Origin of the sequence: Cellulomonas sp. NPDC058312, assembly GCF_042880135.1 — a bacterium.
Taxonomy (GTDB): domain Bacteria; phylum Actinomycetota; class Actinomycetes; order Actinomycetales; family Cellulomonadaceae; genus Cellulomonas.
The window spans coordinates 902,168-924,153 of the sequence record NZ_JBHVZE010000002.1 but is presented as its reverse complement, the minus strand read 5'-3'; the positions used below and the strand labels follow the sequence as shown (position 1 = coordinate 924,153).

The following is a 21,986-nucleotide window of genomic DNA, read 5'->3' as shown; positions in this document are numbered from 1 at the left end:
GGGGCCGGGCGGCGCGCGCCCCGCTACCTCCCCCCCCCCGCGGGCGGGGCGGGGGCCTGGGTGTTGGGTACGGCGGGCCGGCGGGGCCTGAAACCCTCGACCTCGACGCAAACCCTCGACCTCGACCGCCGGCCGACGAGGGGAGGGGAGCGTGCGCCGTCAGCGAAACGGGGGGTGGGCGGGACGGAACCGGCCGGGTGCGGGCGTTAGGGTCGCTGACAAGCAACCAAGCCTGACGAGGGAGCCTTCGTGAACGACCAGACGCCGGCGATCGCCCGGGCCGAGTCCGGGGGACTCGGCCTCAACGACTCCATCTACAACCGGCTCCTCAAGGAGCGGATCATCTGGCTGGGTTCGGAGGTCCGAGACGACAACGCGAACGCCATCTGCGCGCAGATGATGCTGCTCGCGGCGGAGGACCCCGACAAGGACATCTTCCTGTACATCAACTCGCCCGGTGGCTCGATCACCGCGGGCATGGCGATCTACGACACCATGCAGTACATCCAGCCCGACGTCGCCACCGTCGCGATGGGCATGGCCGCCTCGATGGGGCAGTTCCTGCTCTCCTCGGGCGCGAAGGGCAAGCGCTACGCGACCCCGCACGCCCGCGTCATGATGCACCAGCCGTCCGGTGGCATCGGCGGCACCGCCACCGACGTGCGGATCAACGCCCAGCTGATCCTGCACATGAAGACGGTGCTCGCGGAGCTGATCGCCGAGCAGACCGGCAAGACGCACGAGCAGATCACGGCCGACTCGGACCGCGACCGCTGGTTCACGGCGCCCGAGGCGCTGGAGTACGGGTTCATCGACAAGGTCGTCACGCACGCCGGCGCGGTCACCGGCGGCGGCGGCACGCGGTCCTGACGCCGCGCCGACCACACCAGACCACGCAGAAGGAGAACCCGTGAGCACCGAGTCGCAGTTCATCGCCCGTGCCGGGCGCCTCGCCGGCGGCTGGGGCGGCGCGCCCGCCCAGTCGCCGTCGTCCCGCTACGTGCTGCCCCAGTTCGAGGAGCGCACCGCGTACGGCTTCAAGCGGCAGGACCCGTACACCAAGCTGTTCGAGGACCGCATCATCTTCCTCGGCGTGCAGGTGGACGACGCCTCCGCGGACGACGTCATGGCCCAGCTGCTGGTCCTGGAGTCGACCGACCCCGACGGCATCATCACGCTGTACATCAACTCGCCCGGTGGCTCGTTCACCGCGCTGACCGCGATCTACGACACGATGCAGTACATCAAGCCGCAGATCCAGACGGTGTGCCTCGGCCAGGCGGCGTCCGCCGCGGCGGTCCTGCTGGCCGCCGGCACCCCGGGCAAGCGCCTGGCGCTGCCGAACGCCCGCGTGCTGATCCACCAGCCCGCGATGGAGGGCGGCGGCTACGCCCAGGCGTCCGACATCGAGATCCACGCCAACGAGCTGATCCGGATGCGCGAGTGGCTCGAGGCGACCCTCGCGCACCACACGGGCCGGCCGCTCGAGCAGGTCCGGCAGGACATCGAGCGCGACAAGATCCTCACCGCCGCGCAGGCGCACGAGTACGGGATCGTCGACCAGGTGCTCGAGAGCCGCAAGGGCGTCGTCGCGACGACCGTCGAGCCCTGACGCACGGCACGCACCACCGACGACGCCCCGGCGGGCCGCGAGCAGCGGCCGCCGGGGCGTCGGCGGGTGCCGGGGGCCGCCGGGCTGGGCCGGACGGGTCTCACCCGGGCGACACGCCCGGCTCCGGGGCGTGTGCAGGCTGACACCGGGCTGAACGTGGTGTGCAATGGACCGATGGGCGGGTCCCCGCGACGGGGACGCGCGCGCAGCACCGACGCGACCGCGACGGTCGCACCGAGGGAAGGGGACGCACGTGGCTCGCATCGGGGACGGCGCCGACCTTCTCAAGTGCTCGTTCTGCGGGAAGTCGCAGAAGCAGGTCAAGAAGCTCATCGCGGGGCCGGGCGTCTACATCTGCGACGAGTGCATCGAGCTGTGCAACGAGATCATGGAGGAGGAGCGCGCGGAGGCCACCGAGATCGGCATGGTGGAGCTGCCCAAGCCGAAGGAGATCTTCGCGTTCCTCGAGCAGTACATCGTCGGTCAGGAGCCCGCCAAGCGGTCGCTCGCCGTCGCGGTCTACAACCACTACAAGCGCATCCAGGCGGGTGAGGCCACCCCCGCCGTCGGCACCGCGCAGTCCGACGAGGCCGTCGAGATCGCGAAGTCGAACATCCTGCTGATCGGCCCGACGGGCTGCGGCAAGACGTACCTCGCGCAGACGCTCGCGAAGATGCTCAACGTCCCGTTCGCCCTCGCGGACGCCACGGCCCTCACCGAGGCGGGCTACGTCGGCGAGGACGTCGAGAACATCCTGCTCAAGCTGATCCAGGCCGCCGACTTCGACGTGAAGAAGGCCGAGACCGGGATCATCTACATCGACGAGATCGACAAGATCGCCCGCAAGAGCGAGAACCCGTCGATCACCCGCGACGTCTCCGGCGAGGGCGTGCAGCAGGCGCTGCTCAAGATCATCGAGGGCACGACCGCCTCGGTGCCGCCGCAGGGCGGCCGCAAGCACCCGCACCAGGAGTTCATCCAGATCGACACGACGAACGTGCTGTTCATCGTGGCCGGTGCGTTCGCCGGGCTGGACGAGATCATCACCTCGCGCGCGGGCCGGCGCGGCATCGGCTTCGGCGCCCCGCTGCACTCCGCGGACGACCGCGACGTCTACGGCGACGTCATGCCGGAGGACCTGCTGAAGTTCGGCCTGATCCCCGAGTTCATCGGCCGCGTCCCGGTCATCACGACGGTGTCGCCGCTCGACCAGTCGGCCCTGGTGCGGATCCTCACCGAGCCCCGCAACGCGCTCGTGAAGCAGTACCAGCGGATGTTCGAGATCGACGGCGTCGAGCTGGAGTTCACCGCCGACGCGGTCGAGGCCATCGCCGACCAGGCGCTGCTGCGCGGTACCGGTGCGCGCGGGCTGCGGGCCATCATGGAGGAGGTCCTCCAGCAGGTGATGTTCGAGGTGCCGAGCCGTGACGACGTCGAGCGCGTGGTCGTGACCCGCGAGGTCGTCCTGGAGAACGTGAACCCGACGCTGGTGCCCCGCCAGGCGCCCGCGAAGCGCACGCCGCGCGAGAAGAGCGCGTGAGCCTCGCAGACGCCGGCGGTCCGCCGCCGGAGCTGGCGCGCCTGCGCGGCAGCATCGACAACATCGACGCCGCGCTGATCCACCTCCTCGCGGAGCGGTTCAAGGCGACCCAGCAGGTCGGCGTGCTCAAGGCGCGCCTCGGCCTGCCCGCGTCGGACCCCGGCCGCGAGGCCCGGCAGGTGGCCCGGCTGCGGTCGCTCGCGCACGACGCCGACCTCGACCCGGTGTTCGCGGAGAAGTTCCTCGCGTTCATCGTCGAGGAGGTCATCCGGCACCACGAGGCGATCGCGGCGGGCGGCGACGCCCCGGGCGCGGTGCCCCCGGCCTGACCTGGCGCGCCACCGCGACCGGGACCCGGTCAGGGGTGGCGCTCGGCGCCGACCTGGCCCAGGGTGGGAGGGGTCAGGACAGGTCGGCCGCAGGGGCCCGGCAGGCGCCTCATCGGCTCGACCGACGCATCCGAAGAACCCTCGGAGGTCGCCCCGTGGAACTGCACTGGCTCAAGCCCCTGCTCGGCCGTCCCGCTCCGTTCGTGACGGTCCACCTCGACGCCACCCGCGCCGACGCGTCCGGTGACGAGGAGGTGGCGGGCCGCTGGCGGTCCCTGCGGCGGGACCTCGAGCGCGCGGGTGCCGCCGCCGGCGTGCTGGACGAGATCGAGCAGGTCGTCACCCGGCCCACGGGTGTCACCACGCCGCACGGGCGGGTCGTCATCGCGGACTCCCGCGGGGTGGTCGTCGACCGCGTGCTGAAGTCCCCGCCCGCGCAGTCGACGGCCGTGCTCGACGACGTGCCGGTGCTGCTGCCCGCGGTCCGGGCCGCGGACGAGGCGACCCGGTTCCTCCTGGTCGAGATCGACCGGCAGGGCGCGGACCTCACCTGGTCGGACGGCTCGGGCGTGCGCGGGTCGTCGAAGGAGACGGTCGAGGGCGACCACGACGTGCTGCACAAGGTGAAGGAGGGCGGCGGCGCCTGGGCGCACAAGCGCGTGCAGGTCCGCGCCGAGGACTCCTGGGAGCGCAACGCCGAGACCGTCGCGGCCGACCTCGACAAGCAGGTGGTCGAGAAGAAGCCGGAGATCGTGCTCGTCACCGGCGACGTCCGTGCCGTGTCGCTGCTCTGCCACGCGGTGGCGCCGCGCACGCGCGAGCTCGTGGTCGAGGTGCAGGGCGGCTCCCGCGCCGACGGCGTCAACCAGCAGGCGTTCCACCAGCGCGTGTCGGAGGCGCTGGAGACGTTCCGGCGGACCCGGCGGACCAGCGTGCTCGACCGCTACCGCGAGGCCCTCGGTCGCGGGGAGGCGGCGGTGACCTCGGTGGACGACGTGGTGACCGTGCTCCAGCGGGGGCAGGTCGCGGAGGTCGTGCTGCACGAGGACGCCACGCTGCCCGGGTCGTCGCTGTCCGAGCGCCGGCTGTGGGTCGGGCCGGAGCCGCTGCAGATCGCGAGCAGCGAGTCCGACCTGGCGGGCATCGGGGTCACCTCCGGGGCCCGGCAGATGCCCGCGGACGTCGCGCTGATCCGGGCGGCGCTGGGCCAGGACGCCGGGCTGACCATCGCCTCGGACGGGCAGGTCGAGGTCGTCGACGGCATCGGGGCGGTGCTCCGGTGGAGCGACGACTCGACGCCGAGCGAGTCGATCCCGACCCAGTCGGACGACCAGTCCCGCCTGCGCGACGTGGTCTGACGCCGGCGGCGGATCCGCCCGGCCGGCTCCGCCCGGCCTGACCCGCCCGGCCTGGTCGCCGAGACAGGGCCGCCGCGCCGAGACAGGGCGCTGGACGGCCCTGTCTCGGCGCGCGCGTCCTGTCTCGGCGCCTGCTGGCCGGAGTCGGGCGGCGCGGGGGGTCCGGGCTCGGGGCCGGGCGTCAGGCGAGCAGGCCGGCGCCCACGTAGGAGTCGTCCACCAGGGAGCCGTCCGGGGCGATCCGGGGGACGCCCGGTGGCACGGCGAACTGGGCGGACGCGGTGTGCTGCAGGTACTCGGACATGAGGTCCTGCTGGGCGAGCGCCTGCTGGACCGGGACGTAGTGGGTCCGCGGGTCGCGGGTGAACGCGATGAAGTAGAGGCCGGCGTCCAGCCGCCCGAGCGCGTCGTTGCCGTCGGTGAACGTGTACCCGCGGCGCAGCATCCGGGTGCCGCCGTTCGACGTCGGGTGGGCGAGCCGCACGTGCGACGCGGGGTCGATCAGCGGCGTCCCGTCGGACCCGGCACGCTCGAAGTCGGGCGCGGTGTGCTCCACGCCGCCGGACAGCGGGGAGCCGGAGCCCTTCGTCCGGCCGACGACCCGCTCCTGCTCGCGCAGCGAGGAGCGGTCCCAGGTCTCGACGGTCATCCGGATGCGCCGGCCCGTCAGGTACGTGCCGCCGGTCATCCAGGCGGAGTCGGTCCCGGTGTCGGCGCGCGCGTCGGCGGCCTGCACCCACACGTGGTCCTCGAGGGCGGTGGCCTCCTCGGCCATGATGTTCGCGGTCCCGTCCTTGAAGCCGAACAGGTTGCGCGGCGTCTGCTGGGCGGTCGACGTGGACGACGTGCGCCCGTAGCCGAGCTGCGCCCAGCGGATCCGGGCGGTGCCGAACGCGGCGCGGGACAGGTTCCGCACGGCGTGGAACGCGACCTGCGCGTCGTCGGAGCACGCCTGGACGACCAGGTCGCCGTCGCTGCGGTCGGCGTCGAGCGCGTCCCCGGGGAAGTGGGGCAGGGGCGCGAGCGCGCCCGGCAGCCGGCCGGCGAGCCCGAACGGGTCCGAGCCGCCGTCGGCGCCCACGAACAGCGACCGGCCGAACCCGAAGGTCAGGGTGAGGCCGGCGGGCGGCAGGTCCGCGGCCTCGCCGGTGTCGTCGGGCGGGGCGTCGTAGCTGCCGCGGTCGAACCCGAGCGGTCCCGCGCCGAGCCCGGCGGTGAGCCGGGCGGCCATCGTGGTCCAGGTGCGCAGCAGGTCGACGAGCGCGGCGCGGTCGGTGGTCGTCAGGTCGAACGCGGCGACGTACAGGCGGTCCTGCGCGGGCGTGACGATCCCGGCCTGGTGCGCGCCGGCGAACGGGTAGGTGCGCGCCTCGACGGCAGCGGCGCGGTCGGGGGCGGTGGCGCGTCCGCCGGCGAACGCGGCACCGGCGACCGCCGCGGCGCCGGCCGCCGCGCCGCCCCCGAGGAGGACGGCACGGCGGCTGAGACCGCGCGGGCGGTCGTCGCCGGCGGGTGCGGCGGGGTCGTCAGGCCGCATCGGTGATCGTCGCGGTCAGGCGGGACAGGGGCTCGCTCACGGCGTCGACGGCGGCGGCGAGCTCGGCGACCTGCGCGGGTGTCAGGTCGGTGTACGAGGCGAAGCCGGCGTCGACGGAGCCGTGCTGGGCGAGCAGGGCGTCGAGGTCCGCGAACCGGTCGTCGAGCTCGGTCACCAGCTCCGGGTCCTGCTGCTCGGCGACGCCACGCAGCACCCCGAGGGCGACCTCGGCCCCGTCGACGTTCGCGCGGAAGTCCCACAGGTCGGTGTGGGACCAGATCTCCTCCTCGCCGGTGACCTTGCCGGTCGCGACCTCGTCCAGCAGCTCCTTGGCGCCGTTGGAGATCTGGAACGCCTCGAAGGTGAAGTCGTCGGCGGTGACGCGGGCCTCGAGCTCGCCGGTGAGCTCGACGAGGGTGTCGGCGGCCTCCTGGCGCTGCTCGGGGGTCAGCGGGGTGTACGTCTCGCCGCCGTTCGCGTCGGGGGCGGGCTGCCAGAGGTCCTTCTCGATGTAGTGCCAGCCGCTCCACTCGTCGCCCTCGGCGAGGTCGGCCTCGCGGGCGTCGAGCAGCGGGTCCAGGTCGCCGAAGGACTCGGCCACCGGCTCGACGCGCTCCCAGTGCACGCGCACGGCGGCGTACCGGGACCGGGCGGTCGCGTCGTCGCCCGCGGCGTACGCGTCGGCGAACTCCTGGGTGCCGGTGACCAGCGAGCCGACCTGGTCCTTCACGTACGCGACGTAGTCGGCCTGCGCGGTCGCGAGCTGCTGCGCGACCGGACCGGACGGGCCGACGTCCGCGCCGGAGTCGGTCACGGTGAACGCGGCCGTGATGCCGTCGCCGACCATGCCGGGCTTGCAGGCGGTGTAGTAGTCCCCGGCCGGGACCTGCACGACGAGGTCGCGGGTGATGCCGGGGCCGATGTTCTCGACCTCGGAGACCACGCGCAGGCGGTCGTCGGCGAGCAGGTAGAACTCGGTCACGTCGTCGCCGCTGTTGGTGACGGTGAACGTGACGGTGCCGGACGGCGCCTCGGCGGTCGCGACGTCGCAGGCGTCGGCGGTGGAGTCGACGGTGATCGCGCCGGGTCCGGTGGCGTCGGCGCCGGCGGCGCCGTTGTCGACGCACGCCGCGAGCGGCAGCACGAGCGCGGCGAGGGCCGCGGCGGACGTCAGGCGGGCGGTGGGCAGGGAGCGGGACATGGGGTCTCCGGGGTGGTGGCAGGTGCGGGGTGACGGGCGCGCCGGACCCGGGGGGCCGGGTCGTGCGGCGCGCGTGCCTGCGGCGAGGAGGCGGTGGGGGCGGCTCGGGCGGGGCGCGAGCCGGGCCGTTGCGGGCCGGTGCCGGCCGGGTGCGCTACCGGTCGGGTCAGGAGCTGGCGGGTGCGGCGCCGGCGGGCGCGGCGCCGGCGGCCGGGGCGGCGGCGGGCGCGGGGGACCGGGGCCGGGCGGACCCGCCCCACACCTGCCGCACGTACACGGTGCCGACCACGGCGAGGTAGCAGGTCCACGCGACGACCTGCGCCCAGGTGGGGGCGGGGCTGAACGTGAACATGCCGGCCAGGACGGTGCCGACCCAGCTCGACGGCGGGATCAGGGCGGAGATGTCGTAGGCGACGGCGCCGAGCCCGGGCAGCACGCCGGCCTCCTGCAGGTCGTGGACGCCGTAGGCGACGACGCCGGCGGCCACGACGACGAGCAGCATCCCGGTCCAGCTGAAGAACCGGCGCAGGTCGAGCCGGACGGCGCCGCGGTAGACGGCCCAGCCGAGGACGACGGCCACGGCGATGCCGAGCAGCGCGCCGACCAGGGGTCCCGTCAGGGAGGACGACGCCTGCGCGCCGGCCCACAGGAACAGCGCCGTCTCGAGGCCCTCGCGGCCGACGGCGAGCAGCGCGACCACGTAGACCGCGCGCGGTCCTGCGCCGAGCGCGGCGCCGAGACGGCCCTCGAGGTCGGACTTCATGTGCCGCGCGGTGCGGGCCATCCAGAGGGTCATCCAGGTCAGCAGCCCGGCGGCGACCAGCGACAGCGAGCCGCCGATGATCTCCTGCGCCTCGAACGTCAGCCCCTTCGGGCCGAACGTGAGGGCGGCGCCGGCGACGAGCGACACGGCGACGGCGGTGGCGACCCCGGACCAGAGCGCGGGGACGAGGTCGCGACGGCCGGTGCGCACGAGGTAGGCCAGCAGGATGCCGACGACGAGCGAGGCCTCGAGGCCCTCGCGGAGCCCGATGAGGACGTTGGCGACCACCGGTACCTCCGTGGACGTCCGGCGACCCGCCGTGGGGATGAGGTATGCCTTACCTCACCGCGGGCGACTGTAGCGCATGGGGTCGGGTCCGCCGGACCCTCCTCGCGGCGGTGAGACACCCCGGACGCACCACCGGCCGGGCGCTCGTGCGCGGCCGGCCGGTGGTGCGGTCGCTCAGGAGCCGATGGCTGCCAGCGTGCCGGAGGCGATGTTGCCCACGATGCCGAGCACGAACAGGACGGCGGTGACGATCCAGGCGATCTTCTTGTTCTGGTCGTAGCCGGCCAGCGACCGGCCCTCCTTGTCCTTCTGCGCGCCGGCGAGCACCAGGATCAGGTCGATCAGCGCCCAGACGCCCAGGCCGCCGAGGGTGACGAGCTTGAGGACGCCGGTGCCGATCTTGCCCAGGTAGAACCGGTCGACGCCGAGCCCGCCGAGGAACGCGGACAGGAGCCAGGTCGCGACGAACGACTTGGAGGACTCGCCGGCGGTGGACGAGTAGGCGGAGGTGGACGGCTGCGGGTAGGACACGGAGGGGCTCCCGGGATCGAGACGGCTGCGGCACGAAGTGTCCCGCGCGCCGCTGAACCTATGAGTCCGCTGTGGCCCCTGTCCCGCCCTCTGAGGGTGACGTAGGTCACATGCTGCGACCGGTGCTCAGTGCTCCCGGGTGTCGACGTAGAGCTCCTCGACGTCCGCCGCGAAGTCCTTCAGCACGAGCGCGCGCTTCACCTTGAGCGACGGGGTGAGGTACCCGTTCGCCTCGGTGAAGTCGCCGTCCAGCACGCGGACCTTGCGGATCGACTCGGCGCGGGACACGGCCTCGTTGGCCCGGGCCGCGGCGCGGTCCAGGGCCGCCAGCACCTCCGGGTGCCGACCGGCCGCGCGCACGTCCATCGCCGGGAGCCCGTGCATCGACAGCCAACCGGGCAGCATGTCGGCGTCGAGGGTGACGAGCGCGCCGATGAACGGGCGCCCGTCGCCGACCACGACGACCTGGCTGACCAGGGGGTGCCCGCGGAACCGGTCCTCGAGCACCGCGGGGGCGACGTTCTTGCCGCCGGCGGTGACGATGAGCTCCTTCGCGCGGCCGGTGAGGCGCAGGTAGCCGTCCTCGTCGAGCGTGCCGATGTCACCCGTCGCGAACCACCCGTCGGCGTCCAGCACCGCGGCGGTCGCCTCGGGGTCGCCGTGGTAGCCGCGGAACACGTGCGGGCCGCGCGCGAACACGTTGCCGTCGTCGTCGACCCGCAGGGAGGTGCCGGGGTAGGCGGGGCCGACGGTGCCGATCTTGATCAGGCCCGGCCGGTTCACGGCCGACGGGGCGGTCGTCTCGGTCAGGCCGTAGCCCTCCAGGACGCGCACGCCGATGCCGCGGTAGTAGTGGCCGAGCCGCTCGCCGAGCGGGGCGCCGCCCGAGATCGCGTAGCGGAGGTTGCCGCCCATCGCGTCCTTGAGCCGGCGCAGCACCAGCGTGGTGGCGAGGGCGTGGCTCGCCTTCAGCGCGGCCGACGGCCCCTGCGGGGTGTCGAGCGCGCGGGAGTAGGTGATCGACACCTTCGCGGCCCAGCGGAACAGCTTGAGCTTCGCGCCGTGGCCGGCCTTCTGCTCGGCGGAGTTGTAGACCTTCTCGAACACGCGCGGCACCGCGAGGATGTACGTCGGCCGGAACGACGCGAAGTCCGCGAGCAGGTTGCGCGTGTCGGGGGTGTGGCCGATGGGGGAGCCCGCCGCGATCGCGACCATCTGCACGAACCGCGCGAACACGTGCGCGAGCGGCATGAACAGCAGCGTCCGCGAGCCGGGCACCGCGCACACCTCGGCCAGCGAGGCGACGCCGTTGCGGGCGTTGTCGACGAAGTTGCCGTGGCTCAGCTCGACGCCCTTGGGTCGGCCGGTCGTGCCGGAGGTGTAGATGATCGTCGCGAGGTCCGCGGCCTGCGCGAGCCCGCGGCGGCGCTCGATCTCGGCGTCCTCCACGGCCAGGCCGTCGGCCACGAGCCGGGCCAGCCCGCCGTCGTCGATGACGAACACGCCCCGTACCGCCGGGACCGCCGCGCGGACCTGCCCGACGACGGCGGCGTGCGCCGCGGTCTCGACGACGACCAGGGACGTCCCGGAGCTCGCGAGGATCCACTCGACCTGCTCGGCCGAGGAGGTCTCGTACACGGGGACGCCGACCCCGCCCGCGAACCACACCGCGAAGTCGGTCAGGGTCCACTCGTACCGGGTGCGCGACATGATCGCGACGCGGTCGCCGGGCTCGAGCCCCTGGGCGACCAGGCCCTTGGCGAGCGCGGTGACCTCGCGGACGAACTCCGCGACCGTGACGGGCTGCCACGAGCCGCCGAGGCCGGTGGACCGCTCGACGAGCACGCTCGACGGGTCGCGCCGGAGCCGCTCCAGCAGCAGGCCGGGCACGTTGAGCGCGGGGTCGTGCGGGACGGGTGTCTCGGCGCTGAACTCGCGCATCGGTGCTCCTGGTCGGTGACGGCGGGGGGTTCGCCATGCTATCCGGCGCCGGGTCCCGGGTCCGGGACCCGGCGCCACCTACCCGGTGGGGGCGGTTCAGGCGGTCCCGGTGTGCGTGGGGTCCAGGACCCGCTGCAGGAACGCCCGCGTGCGGGCCTCCCGCGGTGCGCCGATGACGTCGGCCGCGGGGCCGTCCTCGACGACCACGCCGCCGTCCATGAACACGACGCGGTCGCCCACGTCCCGCGCGAACGCCATCTCGTGCGTGACGACGATCATCGTCATGCCCGCGTCGGCGAGGTCCCGCATGACCGCCAGCACGTCGCCGACGAGCTCGGGGTCCAGCGCGGACGTCGGCTCGTCGAACAGCATGAGCTGCGGGTCCATCGACAGGGCCCGGGCGATCGCCACGCGCTGCTGCTGCCCGCCGGACAGCTGCGCGGGGTGGGCGTCGGCACGGTCGGCGAGCCCGACGCGCTCGAGGTTGGCGCGGGCGATGCGCTCGGCCTCGTCCCGGGACCGACGCAGCACCTGGCGCTGGGCGACCGTGCAGTTCTCCAGGACGGTCATGTGCGCGAACAGGTTGAACTGCTGGAACACCATGCCGACGTGCGTGCGCACCCGGTCGATGTCCACGTCCGGGTCGGTGACCTCGACGCCGAGCACGTCCACACGGCCGCCGGTGGGCTGCTCCAGCAGGTTGATGCAGCGCAGCAAGGTCGACTTGCCGGAACCCGAGGGGCCGATCACGCAGACGACCTCGCCGGCGCGGACATCGAGGTCGATGCCGGTCAGGACCTCGCGCTCGCCGAAGGCCTTGCGCAGCCCCGCGATCCGCACCACGGGGGCGTCGGCGGGGGTGGGGGTGGGCGTGGTCATCAGCGGCTCCTCGCTCCGGTGCGCTTCTCCAGGTACCGGGACAGCTGCCCGAGCGGCAGGGTGATCAGCAGGTAGCAGGCGCCGATCAGGAACAGCGGGGTGAGCCCGCCCGTGGCGCTGTTCAGCGCGTCCCGGCCGATCTTGGTCAGGTCGAACTGGTCGGCCGCGAGCCCGAGCAGGAACACCAGGGACGTGTCCTTGGTCAGCAGGATGAACTCGTTCGTCATCGGCGGCAGGACGATGCGGAACGCCTGCGGCACGACGACGGTCGCGAGCGTGCGGCCGTGCGACATGCCGAGCGAGCGAGCCGCCTCGACCTGGCCGCGCGGGACCGCCTGGATCCCGGCGCGCAGCGTCTCCGCGATGTACGCGGCGGACACGAGCCCGAGCGCGAGCGCCGCCTTGGTGGTCACCGAGCCGATGTTCACCCCGAACGCGATCGGCACCGCGTACCCGAACGACACGACGACCAGCAGCGCCGGGATGCCGCGGAAGAACTCGATGTAGACCACGGCGATCCACCGGTAGAGCGCGACCGCGGACAGGCGCATCAGCGCGAGCACCGTGCCCAGCGACAGCCCGACCGCGAAGCCGGCCAGCGTGTAGACCAGCGTGTTCCTGAAGGCCGTCGGCAGCAGCGGGAGGATGTCGCGGGCCGCGTCGACGTTGAAGAAGTTGGTCCCGACGTCGCCCCAGTCGATGGCGGACGCGACGAGCGCGAGCAGCGCCACCAGCAGCAGGTACTGCACCGCGCGGAACGCCCGGGCGCGCCGGCGCGGGCTCCACCGGCGCCGGGACGCGGGCAGCGTCCCGGGCGCGGGGGTGGTGGCGGTCACGTCAGCCGTCCGACGGGCTCGGCTCGGCCGACGCGGTCGCGGCGCCGGTCGAGGACGAGGCGGGCGCGGTGCCGATGAACTCCGTGTAGAGCGCGTCGTAGGTGCCGTCCTCGCGGATCCTGTCGAGGGTGCCGTTGATCGCGTCCAGCAGCGCCGTGTTGCCCTGCTTCACGCCGAGGCCGTACTGCTCGCCGGTGGAGAACTCCGCGGAGACCTCGAAGCCCTCGGAGACGAACGAGCCGAGCACGGCGATGTCGTTGACGGCCGCGTCGATCTGGCCGGTCTTGAGGGCCTGGACCTGGAGACCGAGGTCCTCGAACTGCACGATCTCCAGGCCGTTGTCCTGCGCCCAGGTCTCGCCGGTGGTGGCCTGCTGCACACCGATCTTCTTGCCCTCGAGCGCGGCGACGGAGTCGAGGTCCGAGCCCTCGGGCACGAGCAGGCCCTGGTTGGCGTCGAAGTACGGGTCGGAGAAGTCGATCTTCGCCTGCCGCTCCTCGGTGATCGTGATGCCCGAGGCCACGACGTCGCAGTTGCCGGTGTTGAGGTCGGCGCCGGACTGGATGCCCTCGAACGGCGTCACCTTGGTGACCACGTCCACGCCGAGGTCCTTGGCGACCTCGCCGACGATCGCGATGTCAAGGCCGACGATCTCGCCGTCCTCCTCGTACTCGAACGGCTCGTACGGCGGGTTGGTGCAGACGGTCAGCGAGCCGTCGGAGACCAGCTGGACGCCGCCGTCGCCCGCGTCGCCGGAGGCGTCGTCGCTGCCGCCGCACGCGGCCAGCAGGAGGGACGCCGCGAGCGCGGCGGGGAGGACGGCGAGGTGACGCGTGCGCATGGGGGAACTCCTCGTGGGGGAAACCGGCCGCAAAAGTATACGTGGCCGACGATACGTATGCATAACCGGGGTCGGCGGGACGTCGGTCCCAGGGTCGCACCACCCCACGGACCCCGCCCGTCGCCGCCGACCACCGACGGGACCGGGGACGACGCAGGGCACGTCCCCCCGGATCGGGAGGACGTGCCCTGCGTCTGACGGGTGCCGCGGCTCAGGCGGTCGGCTTCTGCTTCGGCTCCGGGGGCAGCAGCTCGGCGTCGTGCGCGACGACCGTCGCGTCCGGGCCGTCCGCGACCTCGACCACGTCGAGCTCGCCGGTGGCGCGGCCCGCGGCGCGGACGTCGTCCAGCGCGACCCGCACGCCCGGGAGCAGGCTCGCCGGGACCTCGAGGCGGGCGCGGAGGATCTCGGTGCGCATCGACACCTTGGCCTCGGACTTCACCTTGCGCAGCGCGGCGAGCGCGGCACCGGCGGCCGCGACCACCGTCGGGTCGCCGTCGCCCGCGGCGGCCCGCAGCGGCGCGGCCTCGGGCCACGGGGCGCGGTGCACCGAGCCCTCGCGCCACCAGGACCAGACCTCCTCGGTGGCGAACGGGATCACCGGGGCGAACAGCCGCAGCAGCACGTCGAGCGCGATGCCCAGCGCCGCGCGGGCCGAGGCCGTGGCGGCGGTGACGTCCGCGTCCGCGGCACCCGCTCCGTACGCGCGGTCCTTGACCAGCTCGAGGTAGTCGTCGCAGAACGTCCAGAAGAACGTCTCCGTGAGCTCCAGCGCGCGGGTGTGGTCGTACGCCTCGAGCGCCGCGGTCGCGCGGTCGACCACGTCGGCCAGTCCGGCGAGCATCGCGCGGTCCAGCGCGTCGGTGACCAGCGCCGGGTCCAGGGCCGCGGAGCCCTGCTCGGCGGAGCCGAAGCCCAGCGCGAACTTCGAGGCGTTCAGCACCTTGATCGCCAGGCGGCGGCCGATCTTCATCTGGCCGACCTCGAACGCCGCGTCGGTGCCGAGCCGCGCGGACGCCGCCCAGTAGCGGACCGCGTCGGAGCCGTGCTCCTCCAGGAGCCCCATCGGCGTGACGACGTTGCCCTTGGACTTCGACATCTTCTTGCGGTCGGGGTCGAGGATCCAGCCGCTGATGGCCGAGTCCTTCCAGGGCAGCGTGCCGTGCTCCAGGTGCGAGCGGACGACCGTCGAGAACAGCCAGGTGCGGATGATGTCCTGGCCCTGGGGGCGCAGGTCCATCGGGAACACCCGCGCGAACAGGTCGGGGTCGCTGCGCCAGCCGCCGGCGATCTGCGGGGTCAGGGACGACGTCGCCCAGGTGTCCATGATGTCGGGGTCGCCCACGAACCCGCCCGCGACGCCGCGCTGGTCGGCGGTGTAGCCGGCCGGCACGTCGGAGGACGGGTCGACCGGGAGCTGGTCCTCGGTCGGGACGATCGGGTGCGCGTGGTCGACCTCTCCGGCCGCGTCCACGGGGTACCAGACCGGGAACGGCACGCCGAAGAACCGCTGCCGCGACACCAGCCAGTCGCCGTTCAGGCCGCCGACCCAGTTCTCGTAGCGGACGCGCATGAAGTCGGGGTGGAACCCGAGCTCCCGGCCGCGCGCGATGAGCGCGTCGCGCAAGTCGGCGTCCCGGCCGCCGTTGCGGATGTACCACTGCCGGCTGGTCACGATCTCGAGGGGCTTGTCGCCCTTCTCGAAGAAGTTGGCCTTGCGCTGCGTCGGCTGCGGGTCGCCGTCCAGGTCGCCGGTCTCGCGCAGGCCCTCGACGACCACCTCGCGGGCGGAGAACGTCGTCTTGCCGGCCAGCTGCTCGTAGGTCGCGCGGCCCTCGGGGGCGGTGATCCACTCGGGGACCTCGCGCAGCAGGCGGCCGTCGCGGCCGATCACCGAGCGGGTCGGCAGCTGCAGCTCACGCCACCACTGCACGTCGGTCAGGTCGCCGAACGTGCAGCACATCGCGATGCCGGCGCCCTTGTCCATCTCCGCCATCGGGTGCGCCAGGACGGGCACCTCGACGCCGAACAGCGGGCTGGTCACCGTGGTGCCGAACAGGTGCTGGTAGCGCTCGTCGTCCGGGTGCGCGATGAGGGCCACGCACGCGGGCAGCAGCTCGGGGCGGGTGGTCTCGATGTAGACCGGCTCGCGGCCGGCGCCGTGGAACGCGACCCGGTGGAACGCGCCCGGGTAGTCGCGCGCCTCGAGCTCGGCCTGGGCGACGGCGGTCTGGAACGTGACGTCCCACAGGCCGGGGGCCTCGGCCTGGTACGCCTCGCCGCGCGCGAGGTTGCGCAGGAACGCCTGCTGGGCGACGGCACGCGCCTCGGCCGAGATGGTCTGGTAGGTCATCGCCCAGTCGACGGAGAGGCCGAGCCGGCGCCACAGCGCCTCGAACTGCTGCTCGTCCTCGACGGTCAGGCGCTCGCACAGCTCGACGAAGTTGCGGCGGCTGATCGGCACCTGGTCCGCGGCCTTGACGCTCTTGCCCTCGCCGCCGACGTGCGGCGGCTCGAAGTCCGGGTCGTAGGGCAGCGACGGGTCGCACCGCACGCCGAAGTAGTTCTGCACGCGACGCTCGGTGGGCAGGCCGTTGTCGTCCCAGCCCATCGGGTAGAACACCTCGGCCCCGCGCATCCGGCGGAACCGGGCGACGACGTCGGTGTGCGTGTACGAGAAGACGTGGCCGACGTGCAGGGAGCCGGAGACGGTGGGCGGCGGCGTGTCGATCGAGTAGACCTGCTCGCGGCTCTTCGTCCGGTCGAACGTGTACGTGCCCTGCGCGGTCCAGTCGGCGTCCCAGCGGCCCTCGACGCCGTCGAGCGAGACCTTGTCCGGTACCTCGCGTACCGCGCGTACGGCCGACACGGGGGCGGTCGTCGGGGCAGCGGACGTCGAGGCAGAGGGCAGATCGGTCATGTGCCCATCCTCCCAGACGCCGACGGTCCGATCGACGTCGTCCACAGGCGCCGTCCGCGGCCGGTCCGGTGGCCGCCGGACGAACACCAGGCGGCGCGTCGGTGAACAGGCCCGGCCGGGCGGGGAGAGGCTGGGAGGCGTGTGCGACAGTGCCGGTCGCGCACGCCGAGCGGCGGGCGCAGGGCGGAGGAGCACGTGGTCGGGACCGACGGACTGCTGCGGGCGACGCTCGCGGCGGACCCGCGCACGCTGGCGGACGTGCTCGCGGCGACGGTCGCGGCGCACGGCGACGCGCCGGCGGTCGACGACGGCAGCACCGTGCTCACCTACGCGGAGCTCGCCGAGGTCGTCCGCGCGGCCGCCACGGCGCTCGAGGTCGCCGGCATCGGCCCGGGCTCGCGGGTCGGCGTGCGGATCCCGTCCGGCACCGCCGAGCTGTACACCGCGATCCTCGCCGTGCTGGTCGCGGGCGCGGCGTACGTGCCCGTGGACGTCGACGACCCGGACGAGCGGGCGCGCACCGTGTTCGCCGAGGCGGCGGTCGACCGGGTGCTGGCCGAGGGCGACCTGCGGGCGCTGGTCGCCGCGGGCAGGCGCGCGGGCGGACCGGCCCCGGCGGGACCCGGCCTCGACGACGACGCGTGGATCATCTTCACGTCGGGGTCCACGGGCGCCCCCAAGGGCGTGGCCGTGACGCACCGGTCCGCGGCGGCGTTCGTGGACGCCGAGGCGCGGCTGTTCCTCGCCGACGCGCCCCTCGGCCCCGGCGACCGGGTGCTGGCCGGGCTGTCGGTGGCGTTCGACGCGAGCTGCGAGGAGATGTGGCTCGCGTGGGCGCACGGCGCCTGCCTGGTCCCCGCCCCGCGCGCACTGGTCCGCACCGGCATGGACCTCGGGCCGTGGCTCGTGGCTCAGGGCATCACCGTCATCTCGACCGTGCCGACGCTGGCCGGGCTGTGGCGCGCGGAGGAGCTCGCGGGCGTGAGGCTGCTGATCTTCGGTGGCGAGGCCTGCCCGCCCGAGCTCGCCGCACGGCTCGTGACCCCGGACCGCGAGGTCTGGAACACCTACGGCCCCACCGAGGCCACCGTCGTCGCGTGCGCGGCCCGGCTCACCGGCGAGGGCCCGGTCCGGATCGGCCTGGCGCTGGACGGCTGGGACCTCGCGGTCGTCGGGGAGGACGGCACGCCGGTGGCCGAGGGCGAGACCGGCGAGCTGATCATCGGCGGCGTCGGGCTGGCCCGGTACCTCGACCCCGCCAAGGACGCCGAGAAGTACGCGCCCGCGCCGGGCCTCGGCTGGGAGCGCGCGTACCGCAGCGGCGACGTCGTGCGCCTCGACCGCGCGGGGCTGCTGTTCGTCGGCCGCGCGGACGACCAGGTCAAGATCGGCGGTCGGCGGATCGAGCTCGGCGAGGTGGACGCGGCGCTCGGTGCGCTGCCCGGGGTGGCCGGGGCCGCCGCCGCGGTGCGCCGGACGCCCGCCGGGACGGCCGTCCTCGCCGGGTACCTGGTGGCCGCCCAGGGCGCGACCGTCGACCTGCCCGACGCCCGGACCCGGCTGCGCACGGTGCTGCCCGCCGCCCTGGTGCCGCAGCTGGCCGTCGTCGACGCGCTGCCGACCCGCGGCTCCGGGAAGGTCGACCGCGACGCGCTGCCCTGGCCGCTGCCGGGCGTCGCCGCGCCGGCCGCCGGCCCGGCCGGGCTCACCCCGACCGCCGCCTGGGTGGCGGAGCGCTGGACCGCCGCGCTCGGCGCGGAGGTCGCCGGGCCCGACGAGGACTTCTTCGCCAGCGGCGGCGGCAGCCTGGTCGCCGCGCAGCTCGTCTCGGCGCTGCGCGAGCGGTACGGCACCGTCACGGTCGCGGACGTCTACGAGTACCCGCGCCTGGGCGACCTCGCGCGCCGGCTCGACGAGCTCGAGCCCGCCGCGCCCGTCGAGCACCGCGTGGTCCGCCCGACGCCGCGCCGCGCGCAGGTGGTCCAGACGCTGCTCGGGGTGCCGCTGGCGGCGCTGGTCGGCCTGCGGTGGCTCACCTGGCTGCTGGCCGCCGAGCAGCTGCTCGCCGTCACCGGCGTGGTCCCGTGGCTGACCCCGGTGGCGGGCGCGTGGTGGTGGCTGGCCGCCGGCTGGCTCGTGCTGATCAGCCCGCTGGGCCGGATGGGCAGCACGGTCCTGGTCGCCCGGACGGTGCTGCGGGGCCTGCGCCCCGGCCGGTACCCGCGCGGCGGGTCGGTGCACCTGCGGCTGTGGTTCGCGGAGAGCTGGGCCGCGGCCGCCGGCGCCGAGAACCTGTCCTGCGCGCCCTGGACCGCGGCCTACGCCCGGGCGCTCGGCGCGCAGGTCGGCGCGGACGTCGACCTGCACACCCCGCCGCCGGTCACCGGGATGCTCACGCTCGGCGACCGCTGCGCCGTCGAGCCCGAGGTCGACCTGCGCGGGCACTGGCTGGACGGCGACGTGCTGCACCTCGGCCGGGTGCGGATCGACAAGCGCGCGACGGTCGGCACCCGCAGCACCCTCGCGCCCGGCGTCCGGATCGGGCAGGGCGCGCAGGTCGCGGCCGGGTCGGCGGTGCTGGCGAGCGTGCCCCCGGGCGAGCTGTGGACGGGGTCGCCCGCCGAGTTCGCCAAGCCCGCGAGCGAGTCCTGGCCGGCGCAGCGCGCCCCGCGGGGTCGTCGGTGGGTCCTCGTCTACGGCGCCACCGCCGCGGCGCTGGCCGCGCTGCCGGTGCTCGCCTCCACCACCGGCCTGCTGGTGGTCGGGGCCGGCATCCGCGGCTCCGGCGCGTGGGCCACCGCCTGGGACGACGCGCTGCGGGCCGCACCGCTGGGCGCGCTCGCGTCGTTCGTCGTGCTCGCGCTGGCGACGCTGGTCGGCGTCCGGCTGCTCGGGCGCGGCGTCGAGGCCGGCCACCACGCGGTCCGCAGCCGCACCGGCTGGCAGATCTGGGCGACCCAGCGGCTGATGGACGACGCCCGCACGACGCTCTACCCGCTGTACGCGAGCACCCTGACGCCGGTGTGGCTGCGGGCGCTCGGCGCGCGGATCGGCCGGGACGTCGAGGCGTCGACCGTGCTGATGCTGCCGTCGCTGACCACCGTCGGCGGCGGGGCGTTCCTCGCGGACGACACCCTGATCGGCTCCTACGAGCTCGGTCGCGGCTGGATGCGCGTCGAGCGGGCGAAGGTCGGCAAGCGCGCGTTCCTCGGCAACTCCGGGATGATCGCCCCCGGGCGCTCCGTGCCGAAGCGCGGCCTCGTCGCCGTGCTGTCCGCCACGCCGGAACGCGCCAAGGCCGGGTCGTCCTGGCTCGGCTCGCCGCCCGCCCCGCTGCGCCGCACGCCGGGGGAGTCGGACACCAGCCGGACGTTCGACCCGCCCACCCGGCTGCGCGTCGCTCGGGCGCTCGTCGAGGCGTGCCGGCTGCTGGCGGTCGTCGTCGCGTTCGGACTCGGCGTCGGCGTGCTGCTCGTGCTCCAGGTCGTCACCGCGCGGCACGGCCTCGGGGCGGCGGCGTTGCTGTCGCCCGTGGTCGTCGTCGGCGCGGCCGTCGTCGCGTGCGCGGTGGCGGTCGTCGCGAAGTGGCTGCTGGTCGGCCGGATCCGGCCCGGCGACCACGCGCTGTGGAGCGGGTTCATCTGGCGCAACGAGCTCGCGGACAGCTTCCTGGAGGTCGTCGCCGTGCCGTGGCTCGGCCCCGCGAGCGTCGGGTCGCCCGCGATGAACCTGTGGCTGCGCACGCTCGGCGCCCGGATCGGCCGGGGCGTGTGGTGCGAGACCTACTGGCTGCCGGAGGCGGACCTGGTGACCCTCGGCGACGGCGCCACCGTGAACCGCGGGTGTGTGCTCCAGACGCACCTGTTCCATGATCGGGTGATGAGCATCGACAGCGTGCGCCTCGACGCGGGCGCCGGCATCGGCCCGCACGGGGTGATCCTGCCCGCCGCTAGCCTCGGCGCCGCCGCGAGCGTGGGCCCCGCCTCCCTCGTGCTGCGCGGGGAGTCCATCCCCGCGGGCAGCCGCTGGACCGGCAACCCGGTGGCGCCGGCGTGACCGGCACCCCGGTCGACCCCTACCTGCCCGACCACGTCCCCGGCGGCCTGCACGTCGCGCGGTACGACCTCGACCTCGACTACCGCGTCGCGAGCAACCGGCTCGACGGCCGCGCCCGCGTGCACGCCACCGCGACGGACGACCTGGAGCGGCTGTCGCTCGACCTCGTCGGGCTGCGGGTCTCCAAGGTGCTCGTCGACGGCCGACGGCCCGGGCGGTTCGCGCAGCGCGACGGCCGGCTCGAGGTCCGACTCGCCCGTCCCGTCGCCGCCGGCGCCGGCGTGGTCGTCGAGGTGGAGTACGGCGGTCAGCCCGGACCCCGGCGCGGGCCGTGGGGCGAGGTCGGCTGGGAGGAGCTCACCGACGGGGTGATCGTCGCCGGGCAGCCCGACGGTGCGCCGTCCTGGTTCCCCTGCGACGACCGGCCCGGCGCCAAGGCCGCGTTCCACATCGCCGTGACCACCGACGCCGGCTACGAGGTGGTCTGCAACGGCGTCCTCGTCGGGCACCGGGTCCGGTCCAGCCGGGTGCGCTGGGAGTTCGACCAGCCCGAGCCCACCGCGCCGTACCTCGCGACCGTGCAGATCGGCCGGTACGAGCGCACGCCGCTCGCCGCCGGGCCCGTCCCGCAGGACGTCGTCGCCCCGCCCCGGCTCCGGGCCGCCCATACTCACGACCTCGCCCGGCAGCCCGCGATGATGGCGCTGTTCACCGACCGGTTCGGGCCGTACCCGTACCCGCGGTACGACGTCGTCGTCACCGACGACCCCCTCGAGATCCCGCTCGAGGCGCACGGGCTGTCGGTGTTCGGCGCCAACCACGTCGACGGCCGCCGGGGGTCCGAGCGGCTGGTCGCGCACGAGCTCGCGCACCAGTGGTTCGGCAACAGCCTGACCGCGTCGACCTGGCGGGACATCTGGCTGCACGAGGGGTTCGCCTGCTACGCCGAGTGGCTGTGGGAGGAGGAGTCCGGCGGTCGGACCGCCGACGCCCAGGCCCGCACCGTGCACACCCGCCTGCGCGGGCTGCCGCAGGACCTCGTGATCGGGGACCCCGGGCGCGAGGACATGTTCGACGACCGGCTCTACAAGCGCGGCGCGCTCACCCTGCACGCCCTGCGGCACGCGGTCGGCGACGCGGCGTTCTTCGAGGTGCTCCGCACCTGGACGGCCCGCTACCGGCACGGGTCGGTGGACACCCCCGCGCTGGCGGCGACGATCACCGACGTCACGGGGTACGACGCGGCGCCGCTCCTGACCGCGTGGCTCGGCCTCCCGGCACTCCCGCCCCTCCCGCGCCGCTGACCCGCACGCGCCCCCTCCCGCCGAGGGCGCACACGCCCGCTCCCGCCGAG

At 74.4% G+C, this 21,986-nt stretch carries 16 protein-coding genes; 7 read left to right on the top strand and 9 right to left on the bottom strand.

The genetic code is table 11. From position 1 onward, the window contains the following. Positions 1–249 precede the first annotated feature (249 nt). The 5 genes from ACFVXN_RS08760 to ACFVXN_RS08740 all read left to right on the top strand — a co-directional run bounded on the left by ACFVXN_RS08760 (position 250) and on the right by ACFVXN_RS08740 (position 4,839). Positions 250–870, top strand: a complete 621-nt coding sequence (locus ACFVXN_RS08760) for an ATP-dependent Clp protease proteolytic subunit (RefSeq protein ID WP_389230381.1) — start codon at positions 250–252, stop codon at positions 868–870. Positions 871–910: 40 nt separating this feature from the next. Further along, a complete protein-coding gene (locus ACFVXN_RS08755) occupies positions 911–1,612 on the top strand; it encodes an ATP-dependent Clp protease proteolytic subunit (protein ID WP_389230378.1) in 702 nt (233 codons plus the stop codon). A gap of 253 nt (positions 1,613–1,865) precedes the next feature. Beyond that, positions 1,866–3,152 (top strand): ATP-dependent Clp protease ATP-binding subunit ClpX, encoded by a 1,287-nt coding sequence (gene clpX, locus ACFVXN_RS08750; protein WP_389230376.1) that lies wholly within the window; start codon positions 1,866–1,868, stop codon positions 3,150–3,152. Continuing rightward, on the top strand, positions 3,149–3,481 hold the full coding sequence (locus ACFVXN_RS08745) for a chorismate mutase (RefSeq protein ID WP_389230373.1): 333 nt from the start codon (positions 3,149–3,151) through the stop codon (positions 3,479–3,481). The genes clpX and ACFVXN_RS08745 overlap by 4 nt, the downstream gene beginning before the upstream one ends. A gap of 155 nt (positions 3,482–3,636) precedes the next feature. Then, on the top strand, positions 3,637–4,839 hold the full coding sequence (locus ACFVXN_RS08740; RefSeq protein WP_389230370.1) for a Vms1/Ankzf1 family peptidyl-tRNA hydrolase: 1,203 nt from the start codon (positions 3,637–3,639) through the stop codon (positions 4,837–4,839). 181 nt (positions 4,840–5,020) lie between these two features. On the opposite strand, the gene efeB is transcribed toward ACFVXN_RS08740, so the two are convergent. The 9 genes from efeB to valS all read right to left on the bottom strand — a co-directional run bounded on the left by efeB (position 5,021) and on the right by valS (position 16,576). Next, entirely contained in the window at positions 5,021–6,376 is a 1,356-nt protein-coding gene (efeB, locus tag ACFVXN_RS08735) for an iron uptake transporter deferrochelatase/peroxidase subunit (RefSeq protein WP_389230367.1), read from the bottom strand. After that, complete coding sequence (efeO, locus tag ACFVXN_RS08730) at positions 6,366–7,577, bottom strand: iron uptake system protein EfeO (protein WP_389230364.1); 1,212 nt, start codon at positions 7,575–7,577, stop codon at positions 6,366–6,368. Before efeO ends, efeB begins: the two co-directional genes overlap by 11 nt. Before the next feature lie 166 nt (positions 7,578–7,743). After that, a complete protein-coding gene (gene efeU / locus ACFVXN_RS08725; protein WP_389230361.1) occupies positions 7,744–8,628 on the bottom strand; it encodes an iron uptake transporter permease EfeU in 885 nt (294 codons plus the stop codon). Between the two features lie 174 nt (positions 8,629–8,802). Continuing rightward, entirely contained in the window at positions 8,803–9,159 is a 357-nt protein-coding gene (locus ACFVXN_RS08720) for a TM2 domain-containing protein (RefSeq protein WP_389230358.1), read from the bottom strand. Between the two features lie 126 nt (positions 9,160–9,285). Then, positions 9,286–11,100, bottom strand: coding sequence for an AMP-dependent synthetase/ligase (locus ACFVXN_RS08715; protein ID WP_389230354.1), 1,815 nt, complete (start codon positions 11,098–11,100; stop codon positions 9,286–9,288). Between the two features lie 96 nt (positions 11,101–11,196). Then, positions 11,197–11,979: an amino acid ABC transporter ATP-binding protein gene (locus ACFVXN_RS08710; RefSeq protein WP_389230351.1), complete on the bottom strand. Its 783-nt coding sequence runs from the start codon at positions 11,977–11,979 to the stop codon at positions 11,197–11,199. Further along, positions 11,979–12,815, bottom strand: coding sequence for an amino acid ABC transporter permease (locus ACFVXN_RS08705; RefSeq protein ID WP_389230347.1), 837 nt, complete (start codon positions 12,813–12,815; stop codon positions 11,979–11,981). The genes ACFVXN_RS08710 and ACFVXN_RS08705 overlap by 1 nt, the downstream gene beginning before the upstream one ends. Before the next feature lies 1 nt (position 12,816). Next, positions 12,817–13,656 (bottom strand): ABC transporter substrate-binding protein, encoded by an 840-nt coding sequence (locus ACFVXN_RS08700; protein ID WP_389230344.1) that lies wholly within the window; start codon positions 13,654–13,656, stop codon positions 12,817–12,819. Positions 13,657–13,867: 211 nt separating this feature from the next. Next, positions 13,868–16,576, bottom strand: a complete 2,709-nt coding sequence (gene valS / locus ACFVXN_RS08695; protein WP_389230341.1) for a valine--tRNA ligase — start codon at positions 16,574–16,576, stop codon at positions 13,868–13,870. 195 nt (positions 16,577–16,771) lie between these two features. Here valS and ACFVXN_RS08690 point away from each other — a divergent pair, with 195 nt between their 5' ends. Both ACFVXN_RS08690 and ACFVXN_RS08685 read left to right on the top strand, forming a co-directional pair. Next, positions 16,772–20,632 carry a Pls/PosA family non-ribosomal peptide synthetase gene (locus tag ACFVXN_RS08690; RefSeq protein WP_389230338.1) on the top strand — a complete coding sequence of 1,287 codons (3,861 nt, stop codon included), beginning with the start codon at positions 16,772–16,774 and terminating at the stop codon, positions 20,630–20,632. Beyond that, positions 20,629–21,936 (top strand): M1 family metallopeptidase, encoded by a 1,308-nt coding sequence (locus tag ACFVXN_RS08685; RefSeq protein WP_389230335.1) that lies wholly within the window; start codon positions 20,629–20,631, stop codon positions 21,934–21,936. The genes ACFVXN_RS08690 and ACFVXN_RS08685 overlap by 4 nt, the downstream gene beginning before the upstream one ends. Positions 21,937–21,986: the final 50 nt, after the last annotated feature.

What these genes read in the sequence shown, in the direction of transcription:
- efeB (WP_389230367.1), bottom strand. Translation starts at nt 6,376, where the DNA reads ATGCGGCCTGACGACCCCGCCGCACCCGCCGGCGACGACCGCCCGCGC.
- efeO (WP_389230364.1), bottom strand. Translation starts at nt 7,577, where the DNA reads ATGTCCCGCTCCCTGCCCACCGCCCGCCTGACGTCCGCCGCGGCCCTC.
- ACFVXN_RS08715 (WP_389230354.1), bottom strand. Translation starts at nt 11,100, where the DNA reads ATGCGCGAGTTCAGCGCCGAGACACCCGTCCCGCACGACCCCGCGCTC.
- ACFVXN_RS08710 (WP_389230351.1), bottom strand. Translation starts at nt 11,979, where the DNA reads ATGACCACGCCCACCCCCACCCCCGCCGACGCCCCCGTGGTGCGGATC.
- ACFVXN_RS08700 (WP_389230344.1), bottom strand. Translation starts at nt 13,656, where the DNA reads ATGCGCACGCGTCACCTCGCCGTCCTCCCCGCCGCGCTCGCGGCGTCC.
- valS (WP_389230341.1), bottom strand. Translation starts at nt 16,576, where the DNA reads ATGACCGATCTGCCCTCTGCCTCGACGTCCGCTGCCCCGACGACCGCC.